Raw genomic sequence first — 19,581 nt, forward strand, 5'->3', positions numbered from 1 at the left:
AAGTGTGAGGCATACCAGTCAGGTGTATGCCTCCCTTTACTTATTTTCTGACCAGTATAAGGAGTTGTATTCTTCAATCTATGGCTAAGACAAAATCAAAATTTATATGCCAATCGTGCGGTTATGAGTCAGCCAAATGGATGGGGAAATGTCCAGGCTGCGGCACGTGGAACAGTATGACAGAAGAGGTCGTTCGCAAAGAGCCGGCAAACCGTCGAAGTGCTTTTAATCATTCTGTTCAAACCATTCAAAAACCTTCACCTATATCTGCAATTGAAACATCTGATGAACCCCGAATCAAAACGAATTTAGAAGAATTTAACCGAGTATTAGGAAGTGGAATTGTCAAAGGCTCTCTTGTTCTCATTGGCGGAGATCCTGGGATTGGGAAGTCCACATTATTATTACAAGTATCAGCACAGCTCTCAGACAAAAATCAGAATGTATTATACATATCTGGTGAGGAGTCCATTAAACAAACGAAGCTAAGAGCGGACCGCCTTGGCATAAAAAGCACCTCTTTACATGTTTTGGCTGAAACCGATATGGAGTATATAACGTCTGCTATACAAGAGATGAAACCCGCTTTTGTCGTGGTGGATTCGATTCAAACCGTTTATCAAAGCGATATTACGTCAGCTCCTGGGTCTGTATCTCAAGTGAGAGAATGTACAGCACAGCTGATGAAGATTGCCAAGACAAATGGTATTCCAATATTTATCGTTGGTCACGTGACCAAAGAAGGCTCGATCGCAGGTCCACGCCTTTTAGAGCATATGGTGGACACGGTTCTTTATTTTGAAGGCGAGCGTCACCATACGTTTCGTATCTTGCGTGCGGTGAAAAACCGATTTGGTTCGACGAATGAACTAGGGATTTTTGAAATGAGAGAGGAAGGGCTCACGGAAGTATTAAACCCATCCGAAATTTTCTTAGAAGAACGTTCGGCAGGTGTATCTGGTTCGTGTGTTGTTGCCTCAATGGAAGGAACAAGACCTGTTCTTGTCGAGATACAAGCATTAATTTCACCGACAAGCTTCGGAAATCCGCGTAGAATGGCCACTGGTCTTGATCATAATCGAGTGTCACTACTCATGGCGGTTTTAGAAAAACGTGTTGGACTACTGCTGCAAAACCAGGATGCGTATTTAAAGGTCGCAGGCGGTGTGAAGCTTGACGAACCAGCAATTGACTTGGCCATTGCGGTCAGCATTGCATCGAGCTTTAAAGACGCAGCGCCGCATCAAGCGGATTGCTTTATAGGAGAGGTCGGTTTGACGGGAGAAGTCAGAAGAGTATCAAGAATTGAACAGCGTGTGCAGGAAGCTGCGAAACTAGGATTTAAGCGAATGTTTATTCCTCAGGCGAATATAGATGGATGGAAAAAGCCGAGAGGGATTGAGTTAGTTGGTGTAGAAAATGTAGCGGAGGCACTTCGAATTTCACTAGGGGGATCATAGAAATGGAAAAAGAGAAAAAAGGAGCGAAAGAACTCGATCTCTTAGATATCGTACAGTTTGTGGCACCAGGGACACCTCTTCGGGCTGGGATCGAAAATGTCCTGAGAGCCAATACTGGCGGGCTTATTGTTGTTGGTTATAACGACAAAGTAAAGAGTGTTGTCGATGGAGGATTTCACATTAATTCTGCCTTCTCTCCAGCACACTTATATGAATTGGCGAAAATGGATGGGGCCATTATTTTAAGCGATTCTGGTCAAAAGATCTTGTATGCGAATACACAGCTCATGCCAGATGCAACAATCCATTCATCGGAAACGGGCATGAGACACCGTACTGCTGAACGTGTAGCGAAGCAGACAGGTTGCTTAATCATTGCGATTTCTGAACGGAGGAATGTCATTACCTTATACCAAGGGAATCGTCGTTACACGCTGAAAGATATTGGTTTTATTTTAACGAAGGCCAACCAAGCCATACAAACACTTGAGAAATATAAAACCATTTTAGATCACGCCATTTCTGCGCTAAGCGCCCTAGAATTTGAAGAGCTTGTGACCTTTGGTGATGTATTATCCGTGCTGCATCGTTACGAGATGGTGCTTAGAATCAAAAATGAAATCAATATGTATATCAAAGAGCTCGGAACAGAAGGACATTTGATCCGTCTGCAAGTCAATGAATTGATTACAGATATGGAGCAGGAAGCGGCTTTATTTATTAAAGATTACGTGAAAGAAAAAATTAAAGATCCGTATGTTCTGCTTAAACAGCTCCAAGATATGTCTAGCTTTGAGCTTTTAGATGACTCCATTCTGTACAAGTTACTTGGCTATCCAGTTTCTACAAATATTGACGAATATGTGTACACAAGAGGCTATAGATTGCTTCACAAAATCCCTAGATTGCCTATGCCAATCGTCGAAAACGTGGTTGAAGCGTTCGGTGTGTTAGATCGAATTATGGAAGCAGATGTACAAGATTTGGATGAAGTAGAAGGAATTGGAGAAGTAAGAGCGAAAAAGATAAAAAAAGGATTAAAGAGGCTGCAAGAAAAACATTATATCGACCGACAGCTGTAAGAAGAGAAATTTTCTCTAAACACGGTTAAAAATGGATGAATATGGGTATATTAATGATGCTTTTGTTTTCTATTGATCATGATAGGAAACTTAAACATATATCAATGTCAGGTGAGGGTGGATTGACAGATGAAAAATAAAGGAGGTGAAGGTATGTTAAAAAGAATCGTTCAGGCGTTTTTTATCATTTTTGGTGCAGTTGTAGGGATTTTTATCATTCCAGAGTTATTTCTGCTGTTAAATGTAAAGGACATACCTTTTATAACAAATGCTTACTCTTCAGCACTAATAGGAGCCGCTGTGTTCTTTATCATCGGTAAATGGTGCACAGGCTATGTGGTTAATTGGGTGAAATGGATCGAGGATTCTCTATTAAAGGCGCCTCTTCCTGATCTTATTTCTGGAAGTTTCGGATTAGTATTTGGACTTATTCTAGCATATCTTATTGTAAACGTGATCCCGCTAAACAATATCCCATATCATATTTTTGGTACTATTATTCCGATTTTCCTGGCTTTCTTTTTAGGATACCTTGGATTTCAGGTAGGGTTTAAAAAGAAGGATGAAATGATGGGGCTGTTCTCCCGATCTGCAAAGGTCACCAAGAAAAAAGGAGCAGCCGATGATGAACCTGAAATAGAAGATAAAAAGCTGAAAATTTTAGACACAAGTGTTATCATTGATGGAAGAATCGCAGATATTTGTCAAACTGGATTCTTAGAAGGTGTCATGGTCATTCCTCAATTTGTGCTCGAGGAATTACAGCATATTGCAGACTCTTCTGATGTATTAAAGAGAAATAGAGGCCGAAGAGGTCTTGATATTTTAAATCGTATTCAAAAAGAATTAGATATCAAAGTTGAAATTTACGAAGGTGACTTTGAAGACATTCAAGAGGTTGATAGCAAGCTTGTGAAGCTCGCTAAATTAACTTCAGGTGTTGTTGTGACAAATGATTTTAATTTAAATAAAGTATGCGAACTTCAAAAAGTAGCAGTGTTAAACATCAATGATCTAGCCAATGCGGTGAAACCGGTTGTGCTGCCTGGGGAAGAAATGAAGGTACAGGTCATTAAAGATGGGAAAGAGCATAACCAAGGTGTTGCTTACTTAGATGACGGTACGATGATTGTGGTCGAAGAAGGACGCAATTACATTGGAAAAGACATCGATGTGCTCGTCACAAGTGTGCTGCAGACTGCTGCTGGAAGAATGATTTTTGCGAAGCCAAAACTTCTGGAGAAGGCGCTCTAAAGGGAGAACGAACATGTATTATGAAGTAGTTATTCCGGCTGCGGGGCAGGGGAAACGAATGAAGGCCGGCCGCAATAAGCTTTTTATTGAGCTGAAAAGAATGCCGGTCATTATTCATACACTAAAGGTATTTGACGCTCATTCGCAATGCAAACGCATGATCCTAGCGATCAATGAAGAGGAGCGTCAAGACTTTGAAAGGCTACTCAAGGTACACGCTTTTCAAACGCCTGTTTCACTTGTCACTGGCGGTGAAGAACGTCAGCAAAGTGTATACGAAGGATTAAAGGCTGTGAAAGATGCGGACATCGTGCTTGTTCATGATGGGGCAAGGCCTTTTATTAAGCATACACAGATTGACTTGCTCGTTAAAGCAGCGATTGAAAAAGGCTCCGCAGTTGTAGCGGTACCAGTGAAAGACACAATCAAACGCGTTCAAGAAGGCAAAGTGGAACAAACCATTGAACGTCAGAGCTTGTGGGCAGTCCAGACCCCACAAGCTTTTCGTCATTCTATTTTAAAAGAGGCGCATGAATATGCAGAGCGGACCGGTTTCCTTGGAACAGACGACGCCAGTCTTGTGGAACAATTACATGGTGAAAACGTGTATATTGTCCAAGGAGATTACACCAATATTAAGCTGACGACACCGGATGATTTATTGGTTGCCAAGGCAATTATGGATGCGGAAAGAGGGTACTAGATCATGTTGAGAATAGGACAAGGCTTTGATGTACATCAATTAACAGAGGGGAGACCTTTGATTATCGGCGGGGTCACCATCCCTTATGAAAAGGGGCTGCTTGGGCATTCAGACGCTGATGTACTGCTTCACACAGTGGCAGATGCCTGCCTAGGTGCGATTGCTGAAGGAGATATCGGCAGACATTTCCCAGACACAGATCCTGAGTTTAAGGATGCGGATTCTTTTAAATTACTGCAGCATGTGTGGGCACTAGTAAAGGAAAAAGGCTACACACTTGTGAATATTGATTGCACCATCATGGCGCAAAAGCCCAAAATGGCACCTTACATTCAACCAATGTGTGAGAAGATTGCTGAAGCGCTTGAGGCAGATGTCACACAGGTGAATGTGAAAGCAACAACGACAGAGAAACTCGGATTTACAGGAAGAGGCGAAGGAATTGCCTCTCAGGCAACGGTGCTTCTTCAGAAAAAGTAAAACTCATTTTGATGAGAATGAGATTTGATGATAAAATACGTTTATAAAAAATTGGTGTCAGACAACATGATGCAGATGAAAGGAAGTTAAACTCATGGGAAATGAAGTGCGTGTTCGTTATGCACCGAGTCCAACTGGTCATTTACATATTGGGAATGCTAGAACGGCTCTTTTTAACTATTTGTTCGCACGCAGTCAAGGCGGCAAATTTATTATTCGAATTGAAGATACGGATCAAAAGCGTAATGTAGAAGGCGGAGAAGAAAGCCAGCTTCGCCACCTGCAATGGCTCGGTATTGAGTGGGATGAGAGCATTGATAAAGATGGCGGCTACGGCCCTTACAGACAATCAGAGCGTAATGATATTTATAAAAAGTATTATGACGAGCTGCTAGAGAAGGACTTGGCGTATAAGTGCTATTGTACGGCTGAAGAGCTAGAGGAAGAGCGTGAAGCACAAATCGCCCGCAGTGAAATGCCTCGATATTCTGGTAAATGCAGTCATTTATCAAAAGAAGAAGAGGACAAGATGATTGCTGAAGGAAGAGAGCCAAGCATCCGCTTCCGAGTGCCAAAAGGAGAAATCATTAAATTTGACGACATGGTCAAAGGCGATATTTCATTTGAGACAGACGGCATCGGTGACTTTGTCATTGTGAAGAAAGATGGTACGCCAACTTATAACTTCGCTGTAGCAGTGGATGATTATTTGATGAAAATGACTCACATTCTCCGTGGAGAGGATCACATTTCGAATACGCCTAAACAAATCATGATCTTCAATGCATTTGGCTGGGATGTTCCGTTATTCGGACATATGACGCTGATTGTGAACGAGAACCGCAAGAAATTAAGCAAGCGTGATGAATCCATTATTCAATTCATCGAGCAATATAAAAACTTGGGCTATTTACCAGAAGCCCTGTTCAACTTCATTGCACTACTTGGATGGTCTCCAGTGGGCGAAGAAGAACTGTTTACAAAAGAGCAATTCATCGACATTTTCGATGTAAACCGACTTTCTAAGTCACCAGCTCTATTCGATATGCATAAACTAAAATGGGTGAATAACCAATACGTGAAAGCACTTGATCTTGATCAAGTTGTTGCGTTAACACTTCCGCATCTTCAAAAGGCAGGCAAGGTAAGCGAGCAGCTATCAGATGAAGAAAACACGTGGGTGCGCAAGCTGATTGCTCTGTATCACGAACAATTAAGCTATGGAGCAGAAATTGTTGAGTTAACAGAGTTGTTCTTTAAGGAGCAAATTGAGTATAATCAAGAGGCAAAGGAAGTTCTAGCAGAGGAGCAAGTACCAGAAGTCATGGCATCTTTTGCTGGTCAGCTTGAACGACTTGAATCTTTCACACCTGATGAAATCAAGGCTGCTATTAAAGCGGTACAAAAAGAAACAGGGCATAAAGGCAAGAAACTATTCATGCCAATTCGTGTGGCTGTCACAGGACAAACGCATGGCCCAGAACTTCCGCAAAGTATTGAACTACTAGGTAAAGAAACGGTATTAAACCGCATTAAACAAATATAAGGAAATCGTTGCGAGGGAGAAGTACAATGTTTTCGTCCATCACAGAAAGAGTCTTCACTGGCTGAAAGAGACTTATGGGCAGATGTTGGAAATGCACCCTCAAGACCCTTGAGGAACACGAGTACGTTAGTATGCAAGGGCGGTACCCTCCGTTATGGGATTAAGTTGAGAAGGCTGCGAAATGAGGGCTTTCTAAACAGAGTGGAACCGCGTTTTCAAAACGTCTCTGTCATATGGCAGAGACGTTTTTTATTTGTCCAAAAAAGAGAGCAAGTCCGAAGAGAGATTGATGGGGAAGAACGGGGGGAGCATGTGTTTTTCAAAATGCTGAAAGAAGATATTGATACTGTGTTTGATCAAGATCCTGCTGCTAGAAGCTATATTGAAGTAGTGCTAACCTATTCAGGGCTTCATGCGATTTGGGCTCATCGTATCGCGCATGCATTTTATAAGCGGAAGCTGTACTTTCTTGCGCGGATCATTTCTCAGGTCAGCCGGTTTTTCACAGGGGTGGAAATTCACCCTGCGGCAACCATTGGCAGGCGCTTCTTCATTGACCACGGCATGGGAGTGGTGATTGGGGAAACATGTGAAATTGGAGACAACGTCACTGTTTTCCAAGGCGTGACATTAGGGGGAACAGGGAAAGAAAAGGGAAAGCGGCACCCGACCATTTTAGACGATGCGCTCATTGCGACAGGTGCAAAGGTGCTTGGTTCCATTACAGTCGGAAAAGGAGCCAAGATTGGAGCGGGATCGGTCGTGTTAAAGGACGTACCCGACCATTCCACCGTTGTCGGTATACCTGGGCGAGTCGTCGTTCAAAATGGTAAGAAAATCAATCGTGATCTCAATCATCAAGATTTGCCAGATCCAATTTCCGATCGTTTCAAAGAATTGGAACGAGAAATGGAAAAGCTAAAAGGTGAGCTGGCTTCATTGAGCAGAAAGGAAGAACAATCATGACAATCAATATTTATAATACATTGACACGTAAGAAGGAAGAATTTGTCCCGCTTGAGCCAGGAAAGGTCAAGATGTATGTGTGCGGACCAACCGTTTATAACTACATTCATATCGGGAATGCAAGGCCTGCTATTGTTTATGACACTGTACGTAAGTATTTAGAATACAGCGGCTATGATGTGAACTTTGTCTCAAACTTTACAGATGTGGATGATAAACTCATCAAAGCAGCCAATGAACTCGGGGAAGATGTCCCGACGATTGCTGACCGTTTTATTCAAGCCTACTTTGAAGACGTCAGTGCACTAGGCTGCAAAAAAGCTGACCTTCACCCGCGAGTGACGGAAAATATGGATGATATCATTGCATTTATTGCGACATTGATTGAAAAAGGCTACGCATATGAAGCAGATGGTGACGTGTATTACAGCACACGCTCATTTGAAGGCTACGGAAAGCTTTCTCACCAGTCGATTGATGAACTGAAGACAGGTGCCCGTATTCGTGTAGGTGAGAAGAAACGAGATGCGCTGGACTTTGCTTTATGGAAGGCTGCAAAGGACCAAGAAATCTCATGGGATAGCCCGTGGGGCGAAGGACGCCCAGGCTGGCACATCGAATGCTCGGCCATGGTTAAAAAATATTTAGGTGATACGATCGATATCCATGCAGGCGGACAGGATTTAACCTTCCCTCACCATGAAAATGAAATCGCTCAATCTGAGGCTTTGACAGGGAAACCTTTTGCAAAGTATTGGATGCATAACGGATATATTAATATTGAGAATGAAAAAATGTCAAAATCACTTGGCAACTTTGTGCTCGTGCACGACATTGTGAAAGAACAAGATCCTGATGTACTTCGATTCTTTATGTTGTCGGTTCACTACCGACATCCAATTAACTATTCAATGGACTTACTAGAGAGCACAAAGAGTGCGTTTAACCGACTCAAAACGTCGTATGCTAATTTACATCATCGCCTTGAAAGCAGCACGAATATGACAGAAGACAATGCTGAATGGCTGGCGAAGGTGGAAGAGCAGCGAGCGACATTTATTTCTGAAATGAATGATGACTTCAATACGGCAAATGCGATCTCTGTTTTATTCGAACTTGCGAAACAGGCGAATTATTATATGGAAAATGATCATACTTCGGAGGAAGTGATCAAGGCATTTATCGGCTTGTTCCAAGAAATCACGTCTGTTCTTGGCTTCTCATTAGAAGAAAAGCATACGCTTGACGAAGAAGTAGAAGCGTTAATTGAAAAACGCAATGAGGCTAGAAGAAATCGTGATTTTGCGCTATCTGATCAAATTCGTGACCAGTTAAAGAGCATGAATATTGTATTGGAGGACACTCCTCAAGGTACTCGCTGGAAAAGAGGAGAATAGGTCATGTTGAATTTTGAAAAGCTGAAAGACGGTAAACAGTTGAATGGACTTGCGCTTGCTTATATGGGTGATGCCATTTTTGAAGTCTACGTGAGGCATCACCTCCTCCAAACGGGGGCGACAAAACCAAATGAGTTGCACAAACGAGCAAGCAAAATTGTTTCAGCTAAATCTCAGGCAGCTATTTTATTTACGCTTCAGCAGCAAGGCTTTTTCACTGAAGCAGAAGAAGCGGTGCTGAAAAGAGGAAGAAATGCAAAATCAGGCACAGTGCCTAAAAACACAGACGTGCAAACGTATCGTTATAGCACGGCGTTTGAAGCGCTCATGGGTTATTTATTTATTGAAAAGCAGGACGAACGCTTAGAAGAGCTGATTAGTCAGGCGATTGAAATCGGAACGTCAGGGAGGAAGACAAATGAGTCAGCAACATGATTATGTGATTGGGAAAAATGCAGTGATTGAAACACTGAAGTCAGATCGGGAGTTATACAAGCTCTGGATGGCAGAAAACACTGTAAAAGGACAAGCCCAGCAGGTCATTGAACTCGCAAAAAAACAAAATATCACCATTCAGTATGTTCCGAGGAAAAAGCTTGATCAAATGGTCACAGGTCAGCACCAGGGAATCGTTGCACAAGTAGCAGCATATGAATATGCAGAATTGGACGATCTATATCAAATCGCTGAACAGCGGAATGAACAGCCATTTTTTCTTATCTTAGATGAAATTGAAGACCCGCATAATTTAGGTTCCATTATGCGTACAGCAGATGCTGTAGGTGCACACGGGATTGTGATTCCGAAAAGGAGAGCGGTCGGCTTAACGACAACCGTTGCCAAAGCATCCACTGGGGCAATTGAACATATTCCTGTTGCCAAAGTCACCAATCTTTCAAGAGCTCTTGATGAGATGAAAGAAAGAGGAATCTGGGTCGCAGGAACAGATGCGTCTGCCAAACAGGATTATAGACAATTTGATGGCACGATGCCACTTGCTCTCGTGATTGGCAGTGAAGGAAAAGGGATTGGCCGATTGATCAAAGAAAAGTGTGATTTTCTGATTAAGCTGCCTATGGCCGGAAAGGTCACTTCGTTAAACGCATCAGTTGCCGCTAGTCTATTGATGTATGAAGTGTATCGAAAACGTTATCCGTTAGGAGAATAGAGATGGACATCCTCTTAGTCGATGGATACAACATGATAGGTGCTTGGCCACGGCTGCAGCACTTAAAGGAAAACAGCTTTGAAGAAGCCAGAGACATACTGATTCAACATTTAGCAGAATATCAAGCATACACAGGGTATCGAGTCATTGTCGTATTCGATGCCCATATGGTCAAAGGAATCGAAAAAAAGCGGATCAATCACCGAGTAGAGGTCATCTTTACAAGAGAGAATGAAACAGCTGATGAGCGGATTGAAAAGCTTGCCCAGGATTTGAATAATATTCGGACGCAGATTCATGTGGCGACCTCAGACTTTACAGAACAATGGGCAATCTTTGGACAAGGAGCTCTTCGAAAGTCGGCTCGAGAGCTTTTGAGAGAGATTGAAGTGATCGAACGAAAGATTGAAACGAGAGTCAAAAAGATTACTTCTGATAAACCAGCATCTAAGATTGAATTGTCAGAAGATGTATTGAAAACGTTTGAAAAATGGCGGCGTGGGAATCTAGAATAGCTTGACGATATTTCAACCATTAATGTATAATATTTCTATCTAGGTGCGGTCGGGGGGATCGAAGTGAATCTAAACAACAGCAAGGATAAATCCATCAGAGAGCAATTTTGCCAGTTGGAAGATGAACAAGTCATTGAAAGGGTTCATGTCGGAGATAGTGATGCGCTAGATTACTTAATAACAAAATACCGCAATTTTGTACGTGCAAAAGCAAGATCTTATTTCTTGATTGGAGCGGATCGAGAGGACATTGTCCAAGAGGGGATGATCGGACTTTATAAGTCTATCCGCGATTTCAGAGAGGACAAGCTTACTTCATTTAAGGCTTTTGCAGAATTATGTATTACCCGCCAAATTATCACCGCAATTAAAACAGCTACTCGCCAAAAACATATCCCGTTAAATTCCTATGTATCATTAGATAAGCCAATATATGATGAAGAATCAGACAGAACATTGTTGGACGTCATTTCCGGTGCTAAAGCGCTTAACCCAGAAGATTTAATCATTAGCAAAGAAGAATTTGATGATATCGAAATGAAGATGGGTGAACTACTAAGCGAGCTGGAAAGAAAGGTTCTTGTGCTTTACCTTGATGGTAGATCCTATCAAGAGATTTCTGAAGATTTAAACCGTCATGTGAAATCAATTGATAACGCACTCCAAAGAGTAAAGAGAAAATTAGAGAAATATTTAGAGCTTCGCGAGATTAGTCTCTAATCAAACCTATATTGACAGCTTTTTCGACACTGTGATAAGGTACTAAGGAAATGATGTCGAGAAAATAGGTGTAAATATGAGGAAAAAGATTACTCTAGCCTGTAAAGACTGCGGAAGCCGCAATTATACGACAATGAAAAGTGATGCTTCAGCAGCTGAAAGATTAGAAGTTAAGAAATATTGCAAGACTTGTAATTCACATAAAACACATTTAGAAACGAAGTAAGATTTGCGTTCTTTAATCTGTGGAGGTCTTTTACAATGCGTATTATCAGTTTCTTAAAAAGTGTCGGGAAAGAAATGAAGAAGGTCAGCTGGCCAAAGAAAAACGAAATGATTCGTTACACAATCACTGTTATTTTAACAGTCGTATTCTTTGCAATCTTTTTCTCTTTTCTTGATATAGGAATCTCACAATTAATCGAATTAATTCATTAATACTTGAATAATGGTCTGCTGAACGTGCTATAATAGATCATAATATGACTTGCCAAAAAACCCGTTTTACGGGTTTTTTCAATTGCTTGAAAATATTTACCGGTACTCGAGATTCGTCAAATAGACATTACGAAATGTGGGGAGGGAAGGACTAAATAGTCCTGAACGAAATGGAAAAGAATTGGTATGTTGTGCATACGTACTCTGGCTATGAAAATAAAGTAAAAGCGAACTTGGAAAAGCGTGTTGAATCAATGGGCATGCAAGATAAGATCTTCCGCGTCGTCGTACCAGAAGAAGAAGAAACAGATATTAAAAATGGTAAGAAAAAAGTTGTCAAAAAGAAAGTGTTCCCTGGCTATGTCCTAGTGGAAATCGTGATGACAGACGACTCTTGGTATGTTGTTCGTAATACACCAGGTGTCACAGGATTCGTTGGATCAGCTGGATCAGGCTCAAAGCCGACTGCGCTTTTGCCAGGCGAAGCTGAAACCATTCTAAAAAGAATGGGTCTTGAAGAACGCAAAACAGAAATCGACTTTGAATTGAAAGAAACAGTCAAGGTCATCGACGGACCATTTGCGAACTTCACAGGTTCTATCGAAGAGATTGATTACGATAAAAGCAAAGTCAAAGTATTCGTTAATATGTTTGGTAGAGAAACACCCGTGGAACTTGAGTTCACGCAGATCGATAAATTGTAATTCAAAAGAGCTTGAAATGAGTGTATAGAAGTGGTAATATAGCAAAGGTACGTCTTGAGTTCGCTCAAGATCGCTAGCTAGTTATTTCGTCATTCATATAAAGAATGAAGTTGTTGAGTGGGAGGGGGATTCCCCTATTACCACATCACGGACTTTAAGGAGGTGTGTCTCGTGGCTAAAAAAGTAGTTAAAGTTGTTAAATTGCAAATTCCTGCTGGAAAAGCTAACCCAGCTCCACCAGTTGGACCTGCACTAGGTCAAGCCGGTGTTAATATCATGGGATTCTGTAAGGAGTTTAATGCTCGTACAGCTGACCAAGCTGGTCTTATCATTCCTGTTGAAATTTCGGTTTTTGAAGACCGTTCATTTACATTTATTACTAAAACTCCACCTGCTGCAGTTTTACTTAAAAAAGCAGCTGGTATTGAGTCTGGTTCTGGTGAACCTAACCGTAATAAAGTGGCAACTGTTAAGCGTGATAAAGTACGCGAAATCGCGGAAACAAAAATGCCTGACTTAAACGCTGCTAGCGTTGAATCAGCTATGCGCATGGTTGAAGGTACTGCACGCAGTATGGGTATTGTCATCGAAGATTAATTTATTGTCTTGTTGGGTTGCGAGTTTGGTTTTGACAAGTTCGCAACCCTTATTCGTGGGAGGTTATTCCGCTAAAACCACATAAGGAGGATTTTTATAATGGCTAAAAAAGGTAAAAAGTATGTAGAAGCTGCTAAGCTAATCGAACGTACTAAAGCGTATGATGTAGCTGAAGCTGTTTCTCTTACAAAAAAAGCAAATACAGCGAAATTTGATGCGACTGTAGAAGTTGCTTTTCGTTTGGGCGTAGACCCTCGTAAAAACGACCAACAAATCCGCGGTGCAGTTGTACTTCCTAACGGAACTGGTAAAACTCAACGCGTTCTTGTGTTCGCTAAAGGCGAAAAAGCAAAAGAAGCAGAAGCTGCTGGAGCAGACTATGTTGGAGATTCTGATTACATCGCTAAAATCCAACAAGGCTGGTTCGATTTCGATGTAATCGTTGCAACACCTGACATGATGGGTGAAGTTGGTAAGATCGGTCGTGTACTTGGACCAAAAGGTCTTATGCCAAACCCTAAAACAGGAACTGTTACATTCGAAGTAGAAAAAGCAATCAATGAAATCAAAGCTGGTAAAGTAGAATACCGCGTTGATAAAGCTGGTAACATCCACGCGCCAATCGGAAAGGTTTCTTTCGAGGACGAAAAGCTTGTTGAGAACTTTGCAACAATCTATGACACAATCCTTAAAGCAAAACCTGCAGCGGCTAAAGGTGTATACGTGAAAAACGTTTCTGTTACATCTACTATGGGCCCTGGCGTGAAAGTGGATCCATCTTCTTTCTCTGCAAAATAAATCTTGACTTATCACAATCATTTTGATAATATCAAAATGTTGTAAAATAGAATATGTCCATTTATACCGTAGACAGCAGGGGCCTTATGGCTTAATTAACCCGCCGAGGTGTATATGTCACAGTCTTACGTTAACGTATGCTTGTATATACAGCCTCCATGTCTTAATGGAGGCTTTTTATATGGAGAACCGTTCGTTAGGAACGTGATGGCCTGATCGGTATAAGTGTTACACAAACAATGTACAGGAGGTGTAACCATGAGCAATGCAATCGATACAAAAAAAGTTGTCGTTGATGAAATTACTTCTAAATTTAAAGATAGTATGTCTACTGTAATTGTAGATTACCGCGGTCTTTCAGTTTCTGAAGTGACTGAACTTCGTAAACAGCTTCGTGACGCTGGCGTAGAATTCAAAGTTTACAAAAACACTTTGACTCGCCGTGCAGTTGAACAAGTTGAACTAACAGGTTTAAACGATTTCTTAACAGGTCCAAACGCTATCGCATTCAGTAACGAAGATGTTATCGCACCTGCGAAAATCATCAACGAATTTGCGAAAAGCCACGAAGCTTTAGAAATCAAAGCTGGTGTCATCGAAGGAAACGTAGCGACTGTAGAAGAAGTGAAGGCTCTTGCGGAACTTCCGTCTCGCGAAGGCTTACTATCTATGTTGCTTAGCGTTCTTCAAGCTCCAGTTCGTAACCTTGCTCTTGCTACTAAAGCAGTTGCAGATCAAAAAGAAGAACAAGGCGCTTAATGCGTACTTAACGTAAAAAACTTAAAATGGAGGAATTACAAATGGCTTTAAATATCGAAGAAATCATTGCTTCAGTTAAAGAAGCAACTGTACTTGAGTTAAACGACTTAGTAAAAGCAATCGAAGAAGAATTTGGCGTAACTGCTGCTGCTCCTGTAGCTGTAGCTGCAGCTGGTGGTGCCGCTGCTGAAGAGAAAACTGATTTTGATCTAGTACTTGCTGGTGCTGGAGACCAAAAAATCAAAGTTATCAAAGTGGTTCGTGAAATCACTGGTCTTGGCTTGAAAGAAGCTAAAGAACTTGTTGACAACACTCCAAAACCACTTAAAGAAGGTATTGCTAAAGAAGAAGCTGAAGAACTTAAAGCTAAGCTTGAAGAAGTTGGCGCTTCTGTAGAAGTTAAGTAATCTTCGCCTAATCTTTTGGGAAAGCTCGCTTTTACTGGCGAGCTTTTTCTTTTCTATTCTCCTGAAACGATTGAATCCAGAGGAGGTCCATTCACCATGAGTGACCACTATTATACGGAAAAGCCATCAGTGAAAAGCAATAAACAGACATGGGACTTCACCTTGAGAAACCGTACCTTTACTTTTACAAGTGACAGTGGAGTGTTTTCTAAGAAAGAAGTCGACTTTGGTTCGAGGCTTTTAATTGAAGCTTTTGAAGAACCTGACGTGGATGGCGATGTCTTAGATGTCGGTTGCGGTTATGGACCGATTGGCTTATCGTTAGCAAACGAAATGACGAGCCGCACCATTCATATGATTGATGTGAACGAAAGAGCAGTCGAACTTTCAAAGGAAAACGCTAAACATAATCCCATTGATAATGTCCGCATCTATCAAAGTGATTTGTTCTCGAATGTTCATTCATCAGCTGCTTTTGCCTCTATACTGACCAATCCCCCAATACGGGCAGGGAAGAAAGTTGTACATGCGATCTTTGAAAAAAGTGCTGATCATTTATTGCCGGAAGGTGAGTTGTGGGTGGTTATTCAGAAAAAGCAGGGCGGACCATCTGCGATTGAGAAATTAGAACAGCTCTTTGGAGAAGTCGAAGTTGTATTGAAGAAAAAGGGCTACTATATTATCAAAGCTAAAAAAGTTTGACGCAGTTTCCTAGCTGTGTTAACATTATAAAATGCCAATGTGTATATTTTGCTTGATAGGCTTAAAAAACAACTATTTTGTATAAATTATGCATATTTGGGAAAACTAATAAAATCGGTATTTGTTTTTGGATGTGGTTTTCTTATTTTAGAAACCCTTTTTTCTTTTGTCTTGTAAAAGTATTTCTTTACTGACATTTGAAAGGCTGAAATACTTTTTACACATATAATACGCATGATTTGAGGGGTGAATCAGTTGACAGGTCAACTAGTTCAGTATGGACGACACCGCCAGCGCAGAAGCTACGCACGCATAAGCGAAGTGTTAGAATTACCAAATCTCATTGAAATTCAAACCTCTTCTTATCAGTGGTTTCTTGATGAGGGTCTTAGAGAGATGTTTCAAGATATATCCCCAATTGAGGATTTTACTGGTAACCTTTCTCTTGAATTCATTGATTACAGCCTAGGGGATCCTAAGTATCCTGTAGCAGAATCAAAAGAACGTGATGTAACTTACTCTGCTCCACTAAGAGTGAAAGTTCGTTTAATTAACAAAGAAACTGGAGAAGTAAAAGACCAAGATGTGTTCATGGGTGATTTCCCAATCATGACAGACACAGGTACTTTTATCATTAACGGTGCGGAACGTGTAATCGTTTCTCAGTTAGTACGTTCTCCAAGTGTATATTTCAGTGGTAAAGTAGACAAAAACGGTAAAAAAGGTTTTACTGCGACTGTCATTCCAAACCGTGGCGCATGGTTAGAATACGAAACTGATGCGAAGGATGTAGTCTATGTACGCATCGATCGCACACGTAAGTTGCCGGTTACGGTTCTTTTGCGTGCTCTCGGCTTCAGCTCTGATCAAGAGATTCTTGACCTCATTGGCGAGAATGAATACTTACGCAACACGCTGGAAAAAGACAATACAGAGAATGCGGATAAAGCACTTCTCGAAATCTACGAGCGCCTCCGTCCTGGAGAGCCGCCAACTGTTGAAAATGCGAAAAGCCTGCTAGACTCTCGCTTCTTCGATCCGAAGAGATATGACCTAGCAAATGTTGGACGCTACAAGATTAATAAAAAGCTTCATATTAAAAATAGAACGTTCAATCAAAAATTGGCTGAAACGTTAGTTGACCCTGAAACAGGTGAAATTCTAGCAGAAAAAGGTCAAATTTTAGACAGAAGAGTTCTTGATAAAGTTCTTCCATACTTAGAAAACGGCATCGGATTTAGAAAGCTTTATCCAAATGGTGGCGTAGTAGAAGATGAAGTAGAACTTCAATCTATTAAGATTTATGCACCGTCTGATCAAGAAGGCGAGCAAGTGATCAACGTGATCGGGAATGCATACGTAGAGGAAGCTGTGAAAAACATCACGCCTTCTGACATCATTGCATCGATCAGTTACTTCTTCAACCTTCTTCATGGTGTAGGTGACACAGATGATATCGATCACCTTGGTAACCGTCGCCTGCGTTCTGTAGGTGAGCTTCTGCAAAACCAATTCCGTATTGGTTTAAGCAGAATGGAGCGTGTTGTTCGTGAAAGAATGTCGATCCAAGACACAAACACGATCACACCTCAGCAACTGATCAACATCCGTCCTGTGATCGCTTCTATCAAAGAGTTCTTTGGTAGCTCTCAGCTTTCTCAGTTCATGGATCAAACAAACCCGCTTGCTGAATTGACGCACAAACGTCGTCTGTCAGCGCTTGGGCCTGGTGGTTTGACACGTGAGCGTGCAGGAATGGAAGTTCGTGACGTTCACTACTCTCACTATGGCCGTATGTGTCCGATTGAAACACCAGAGGGTCCAAACATTGGTTTGATCAACTCTCTATCTTCATTTGCAAAAGTGAATCGTTTCGGCTTTATTGAAACACCTTACCGCCGGGTTGATCCTGAAACAGGTAAAGTGACACCGAGAATCGATTACTTAACTGCTGATGAAGAGGATAACTACGTTGTAGCACAAGCGAATGCTATATTAGGTGAAGATGGTTCGTTTATCGATGATAATATCATTGCTCGTTTCAGAGGGGAAAACACCGTTGTTCCTCGAAACCGTGTTGACTACATGGACGTTTCGCCAAAGCAGGTTGTTTCTGCAGCAACAGCATGTATCCCATTCTTAGAAAACGATGACTCTAACCGTGCTCTAATGGGAGCGAACATGCAACGTCAGGCTGTGCCTTTGATGCAGCCAGAATCACCGATTGTTGGTACAGGTATGGAGTATGTATCAGGTAAAGACTCTGGTGCTGCTGTCATCTGCCGTTACCCAGGTGTTGTAGAACGTGTTGAAGCAAAAAATATTTGGGTTCGCCGCTATGAAGATGTCGACGGACAACAAGTCAAAGGAAACCTAGACAAATACAGCTTGCTGAAATTTGTCCGCTCTAACCAAGGGACTTGCTACAACCAGCGTCCAATCGTAAGTGTTGGAGATGAAGTCGTAAAAGGAGAAATCCTTGCAGACGGTCCTTCAATGGAAAAAGGTGAATTGGCTCTAGGACGTAACGTTATGGTCGGCTTCATGACTTGGGACGGTTATAACTACGAGGATGCGATCATCATGAGTGAGCGCCTTGTAAAAGATGACGTCTACACATCTATTCATATTGAAGAATATGAATCAGAAGCTCGTGATACAAAGCTTGGGCCGGAAGAAATCACTCGTGATATTCCAAACGTTGGGGAAGATGCTTTGCGCAACCTTGACGAGCGTGGAATCATCCGTATTGGTGCAGAAGTAAAAGACGGAGACCTTCTTGTAGGGAAAGTAACGCCTAAAGGTGTAACAGAACTAACAGCTGAAGAACGTCTATTACATGCAATCTTCGGTGAAAAGGCTCGTGAAGTACGTGATACATCTCTACGTGTTCCACACGGCGGCGGCGGAATTATCCACGACGTCAAAGTCTTTAACCGTGAAGATGGAGATGAATTACCTCCAGGTGTTAACCAGTTAGTCCGCGTATACATCGTTCAGAAGCGTAAAATTTCTGAAGGTGACAAAATGGCTGGACGACATGGTAACAAAGGGGTTATCTCTAAAATCCTTCCAGAAGAAGATATGCCGTATCTTCCAGATGGAACACCGATTGATATCATGTTAAACCCTCTAGGGGTACCATCTCGTATGAACATCGGTCAGGTACTTGAGCTTCATATGGGTATGGCTGCACGTTACCTTGGCATCCACATTGCGTCACCAGTATTTGATGGTGCGCGTGAGGAAGATGTTTGGGAAACGCTTGAAGAAGCAGGTATGTCCCGTGATGCGAAAACAGTCCTTTATGACGGTCGAACTGGTGAACCATTCGATAACCGTGTATCAGTCGGAATCATGTACATGATCAAACTGGCTCACATGGTTGACGACAAACTTCACGCTCGTTCAACTGGACCATACTCACTTGTTACGCAGCAGCCACTTGGCGGTAAAGCACAGTTTGGTGGTCAGCGTTTCGGAGAGATGGAAGTATGGGCACTTGAAGCTTACGGTGCAGCATACACACTTCAAGAGATCTTAACAGTTAAATCGGATGACGTGGTGGGTCGTGTGAAAACATACGAAGCCATCGTCAAAGGGGATAACGTCCCTGAACCAGGTGTCCCTGAATCATTCAAAGTGTTAATCAAAGAACTTCAAAGTTTAGGTATGGATGTCAAAATCCTATCTGGCGATGAAGAAGAGATAGAAATGAGAGATTTAGAAGACGATGAGGAAACGAAGAAAGCAGACGGATTAGCGTTATCTAATGACGAAGATGCTGCAGACCTCGCACCTGTCGATCTTGAACGTGACGCAGTCACAAAAGAATAGCAGAAACGATTAGAGCAAGTGACTAGGGTATAACCCGAAGATTAAAAG

21 protein-coding genes and 2 other annotated features are annotated in these 19,581 nt (G+C 41.8%); all 21 genes read left to right on the top strand.

Annotated elements, in window-relative coordinates; all coding sequences use genetic code 11:
* The first annotated feature begins 80 nt into the window (after positions 1-80).
* The 21 genes from radA (at position 81) to rpoB (ending at position 19,533) form a co-directional block, all read left to right on the top strand.
* Positions 81-1,460 (top strand): DNA repair protein RadA, encoded by a 1,380-nt coding sequence (gene radA, locus MHI33_RS00590; RefSeq protein WP_034620767.1) that lies wholly within the window; start codon positions 81-83, stop codon positions 1,458-1,460.
* 2 nt (positions 1,461-1,462) lie between these two features.
* Positions 1,463-2,542: a DNA integrity scanning diadenylate cyclase DisA gene (gene disA, locus MHI33_RS00595; RefSeq protein WP_065097644.1), complete on the top strand. Its 1,080-nt coding sequence runs from the start codon at positions 1,463-1,465 to the stop codon at positions 2,540-2,542.
* Positions 2,543-2,695: 153 nt separating this feature from the next.
* Positions 2,696-3,796 carry a PIN/TRAM domain-containing protein gene (locus MHI33_RS00600; RefSeq protein ID WP_003217214.1) on the top strand — a complete coding sequence of 367 codons (1,101 nt, stop codon included), beginning with the start codon at positions 2,696-2,698 and terminating at the stop codon, positions 3,794-3,796.
* A gap of 13 nt (positions 3,797-3,809) precedes the next feature.
* The gene (ispD, locus tag MHI33_RS00605; RefSeq protein ID WP_034665643.1) at positions 3,810-4,499 is read left to right on the top strand and encodes a 2-C-methyl-D-erythritol 4-phosphate cytidylyltransferase; all 690 of its coding nucleotides are present in this window, start codon (positions 3,810-3,812) and stop codon (positions 4,497-4,499) included.
* Between the two features lie 3 nt (positions 4,500-4,502).
* Positions 4,503-4,979 (top strand): 2-C-methyl-D-erythritol 2,4-cyclodiphosphate synthase, encoded by a 477-nt coding sequence (gene ispF / locus MHI33_RS00610; RefSeq protein ID WP_003216928.1) that lies wholly within the window; start codon positions 4,503-4,505, stop codon positions 4,977-4,979.
* A gap of 94 nt (positions 4,980-5,073) precedes the next feature.
* Positions 5,074-6,525, top strand: coding sequence for a glutamate--tRNA ligase (gene gltX / locus MHI33_RS00615; RefSeq protein ID WP_268453928.1), 1,452 nt, complete (start codon positions 5,074-5,076; stop codon positions 6,523-6,525).
* Positions 6,525-6,756 (top strand) — a binding site (T-box leader). Its footprint overlaps the gene before it by 1 nt.
* Before the next feature lie 81 nt (positions 6,757-6,837).
* Entirely contained in the window at positions 6,838-7,491 is a 654-nt protein-coding gene (gene cysE, locus MHI33_RS00620; RefSeq protein ID WP_012008691.1) for a serine O-acetyltransferase, read from the top strand.
* A complete protein-coding gene (cysS, locus tag MHI33_RS00625) occupies positions 7,488-8,888 on the top strand; it encodes a cysteine--tRNA ligase (RefSeq protein WP_065097643.1) in 1,401 nt (466 codons plus the stop codon). Before cysE ends, cysS begins: the two co-directional genes overlap by 4 nt.
* 3 nt (positions 8,889-8,891) lie before the next feature.
* Positions 8,892-9,323, top strand: a complete 432-nt coding sequence (locus MHI33_RS00630; RefSeq protein WP_003217007.1) for a Mini-ribonuclease 3 — start codon at positions 8,892-8,894, stop codon at positions 9,321-9,323.
* Positions 9,307-10,056: a 23S rRNA (guanosine(2251)-2'-O)-methyltransferase RlmB gene (gene rlmB, locus MHI33_RS00635; RefSeq protein ID WP_003217141.1), complete on the top strand. Its 750-nt coding sequence runs from the start codon at positions 9,307-9,309 to the stop codon at positions 10,054-10,056. The genes MHI33_RS00630 and rlmB overlap by 17 nt, the downstream gene beginning before the upstream one ends.
* 2 nt (positions 10,057-10,058) lie before the next feature.
* Positions 10,059-10,571 carry a ribosome-dependent mRNA decay endonuclease Rae1/YacP gene (gene rae1, locus MHI33_RS00640; protein WP_044139659.1) on the top strand — a complete coding sequence of 171 codons (513 nt, stop codon included), beginning with the start codon at positions 10,059-10,061 and terminating at the stop codon, positions 10,569-10,571.
* A 63-nt stretch (positions 10,572-10,634) separates the two neighbouring features.
* Entirely contained in the window at positions 10,635-11,291 is a 657-nt protein-coding gene (sigH, locus tag MHI33_RS00645) for an RNA polymerase sporulation sigma factor SigH (RefSeq protein ID WP_003217132.1), read from the top strand.
* Positions 11,292-11,367: 76 nt separating this feature from the next.
* On the top strand, positions 11,368-11,517 hold the full coding sequence (gene rpmG, locus MHI33_RS00650) for a 50S ribosomal protein L33 (protein WP_012008694.1): 150 nt from the start codon (positions 11,368-11,370) through the stop codon (positions 11,515-11,517).
* Between the two features lie 35 nt (positions 11,518-11,552).
* Positions 11,553-11,729 carry a preprotein translocase subunit SecE gene (gene secE / locus MHI33_RS00655; RefSeq protein WP_003216942.1) on the top strand — a complete coding sequence of 59 codons (177 nt, stop codon included), beginning with the start codon at positions 11,553-11,555 and terminating at the stop codon, positions 11,727-11,729.
* Positions 11,730-11,899: 170 nt separating this feature from the next.
* Positions 11,900-12,433, top strand: a complete 534-nt coding sequence (gene nusG, locus MHI33_RS00660) for a transcription termination/antitermination protein NusG (RefSeq protein WP_003217197.1) — start codon at positions 11,900-11,902, stop codon at positions 12,431-12,433.
* A 171-nt stretch (positions 12,434-12,604) separates the two neighbouring features.
* Positions 12,605-13,030 carry a 50S ribosomal protein L11 gene (gene rplK, locus MHI33_RS00665; RefSeq protein WP_003216956.1) on the top strand — a complete coding sequence of 142 codons (426 nt, stop codon included), beginning with the start codon at positions 12,605-12,607 and terminating at the stop codon, positions 13,028-13,030.
* 99 nt (positions 13,031-13,129) lie between these two features.
* Positions 13,130-13,828, top strand: a complete 699-nt coding sequence (gene rplA, locus MHI33_RS00670; protein ID WP_065097642.1) for a 50S ribosomal protein L1 — start codon at positions 13,130-13,132, stop codon at positions 13,826-13,828.
* Positions 13,829-13,876: 48 nt separating this feature from the next.
* Positions 13,877-14,017, top strand: a sequence feature (ribosomal protein L10 leader region).
* Between the two features lie 69 nt (positions 14,018-14,086).
* A complete protein-coding gene (gene rplJ / locus MHI33_RS00675; RefSeq protein ID WP_003217048.1) occupies positions 14,087-14,587 on the top strand; it encodes a 50S ribosomal protein L10 in 501 nt (166 codons plus the stop codon).
* 41 nt (positions 14,588-14,628) lie between these two features.
* Positions 14,629-14,994: a 50S ribosomal protein L7/L12 gene (gene rplL / locus MHI33_RS00680; protein WP_003216952.1), complete on the top strand. Its 366-nt coding sequence runs from the start codon at positions 14,629-14,631 to the stop codon at positions 14,992-14,994.
* Between the two features lie 96 nt (positions 14,995-15,090).
* Entirely contained in the window at positions 15,091-15,696 is a 606-nt protein-coding gene (locus MHI33_RS00685) for a class I SAM-dependent methyltransferase (RefSeq protein WP_340908322.1), read from the top strand.
* Between the two features lie 255 nt (positions 15,697-15,951).
* Positions 15,952-19,533: a DNA-directed RNA polymerase subunit beta gene (gene rpoB, locus MHI33_RS00690; RefSeq protein ID WP_340908325.1), complete on the top strand. Its 3,582-nt coding sequence runs from the start codon at positions 15,952-15,954 to the stop codon at positions 19,531-19,533.
* The last annotated feature ends 48 nt before the right edge of the window (positions 19,534-19,581 follow it).

The sequence above is a fragment of the Bacillus sp. FSL K6-2971 genome, from assembly GCF_038006405.1.
Classification (GTDB): domain Bacteria; phylum Bacillota; class Bacilli; order Bacillales; family Bacillaceae; genus Bacillus; species Bacillus pumilus.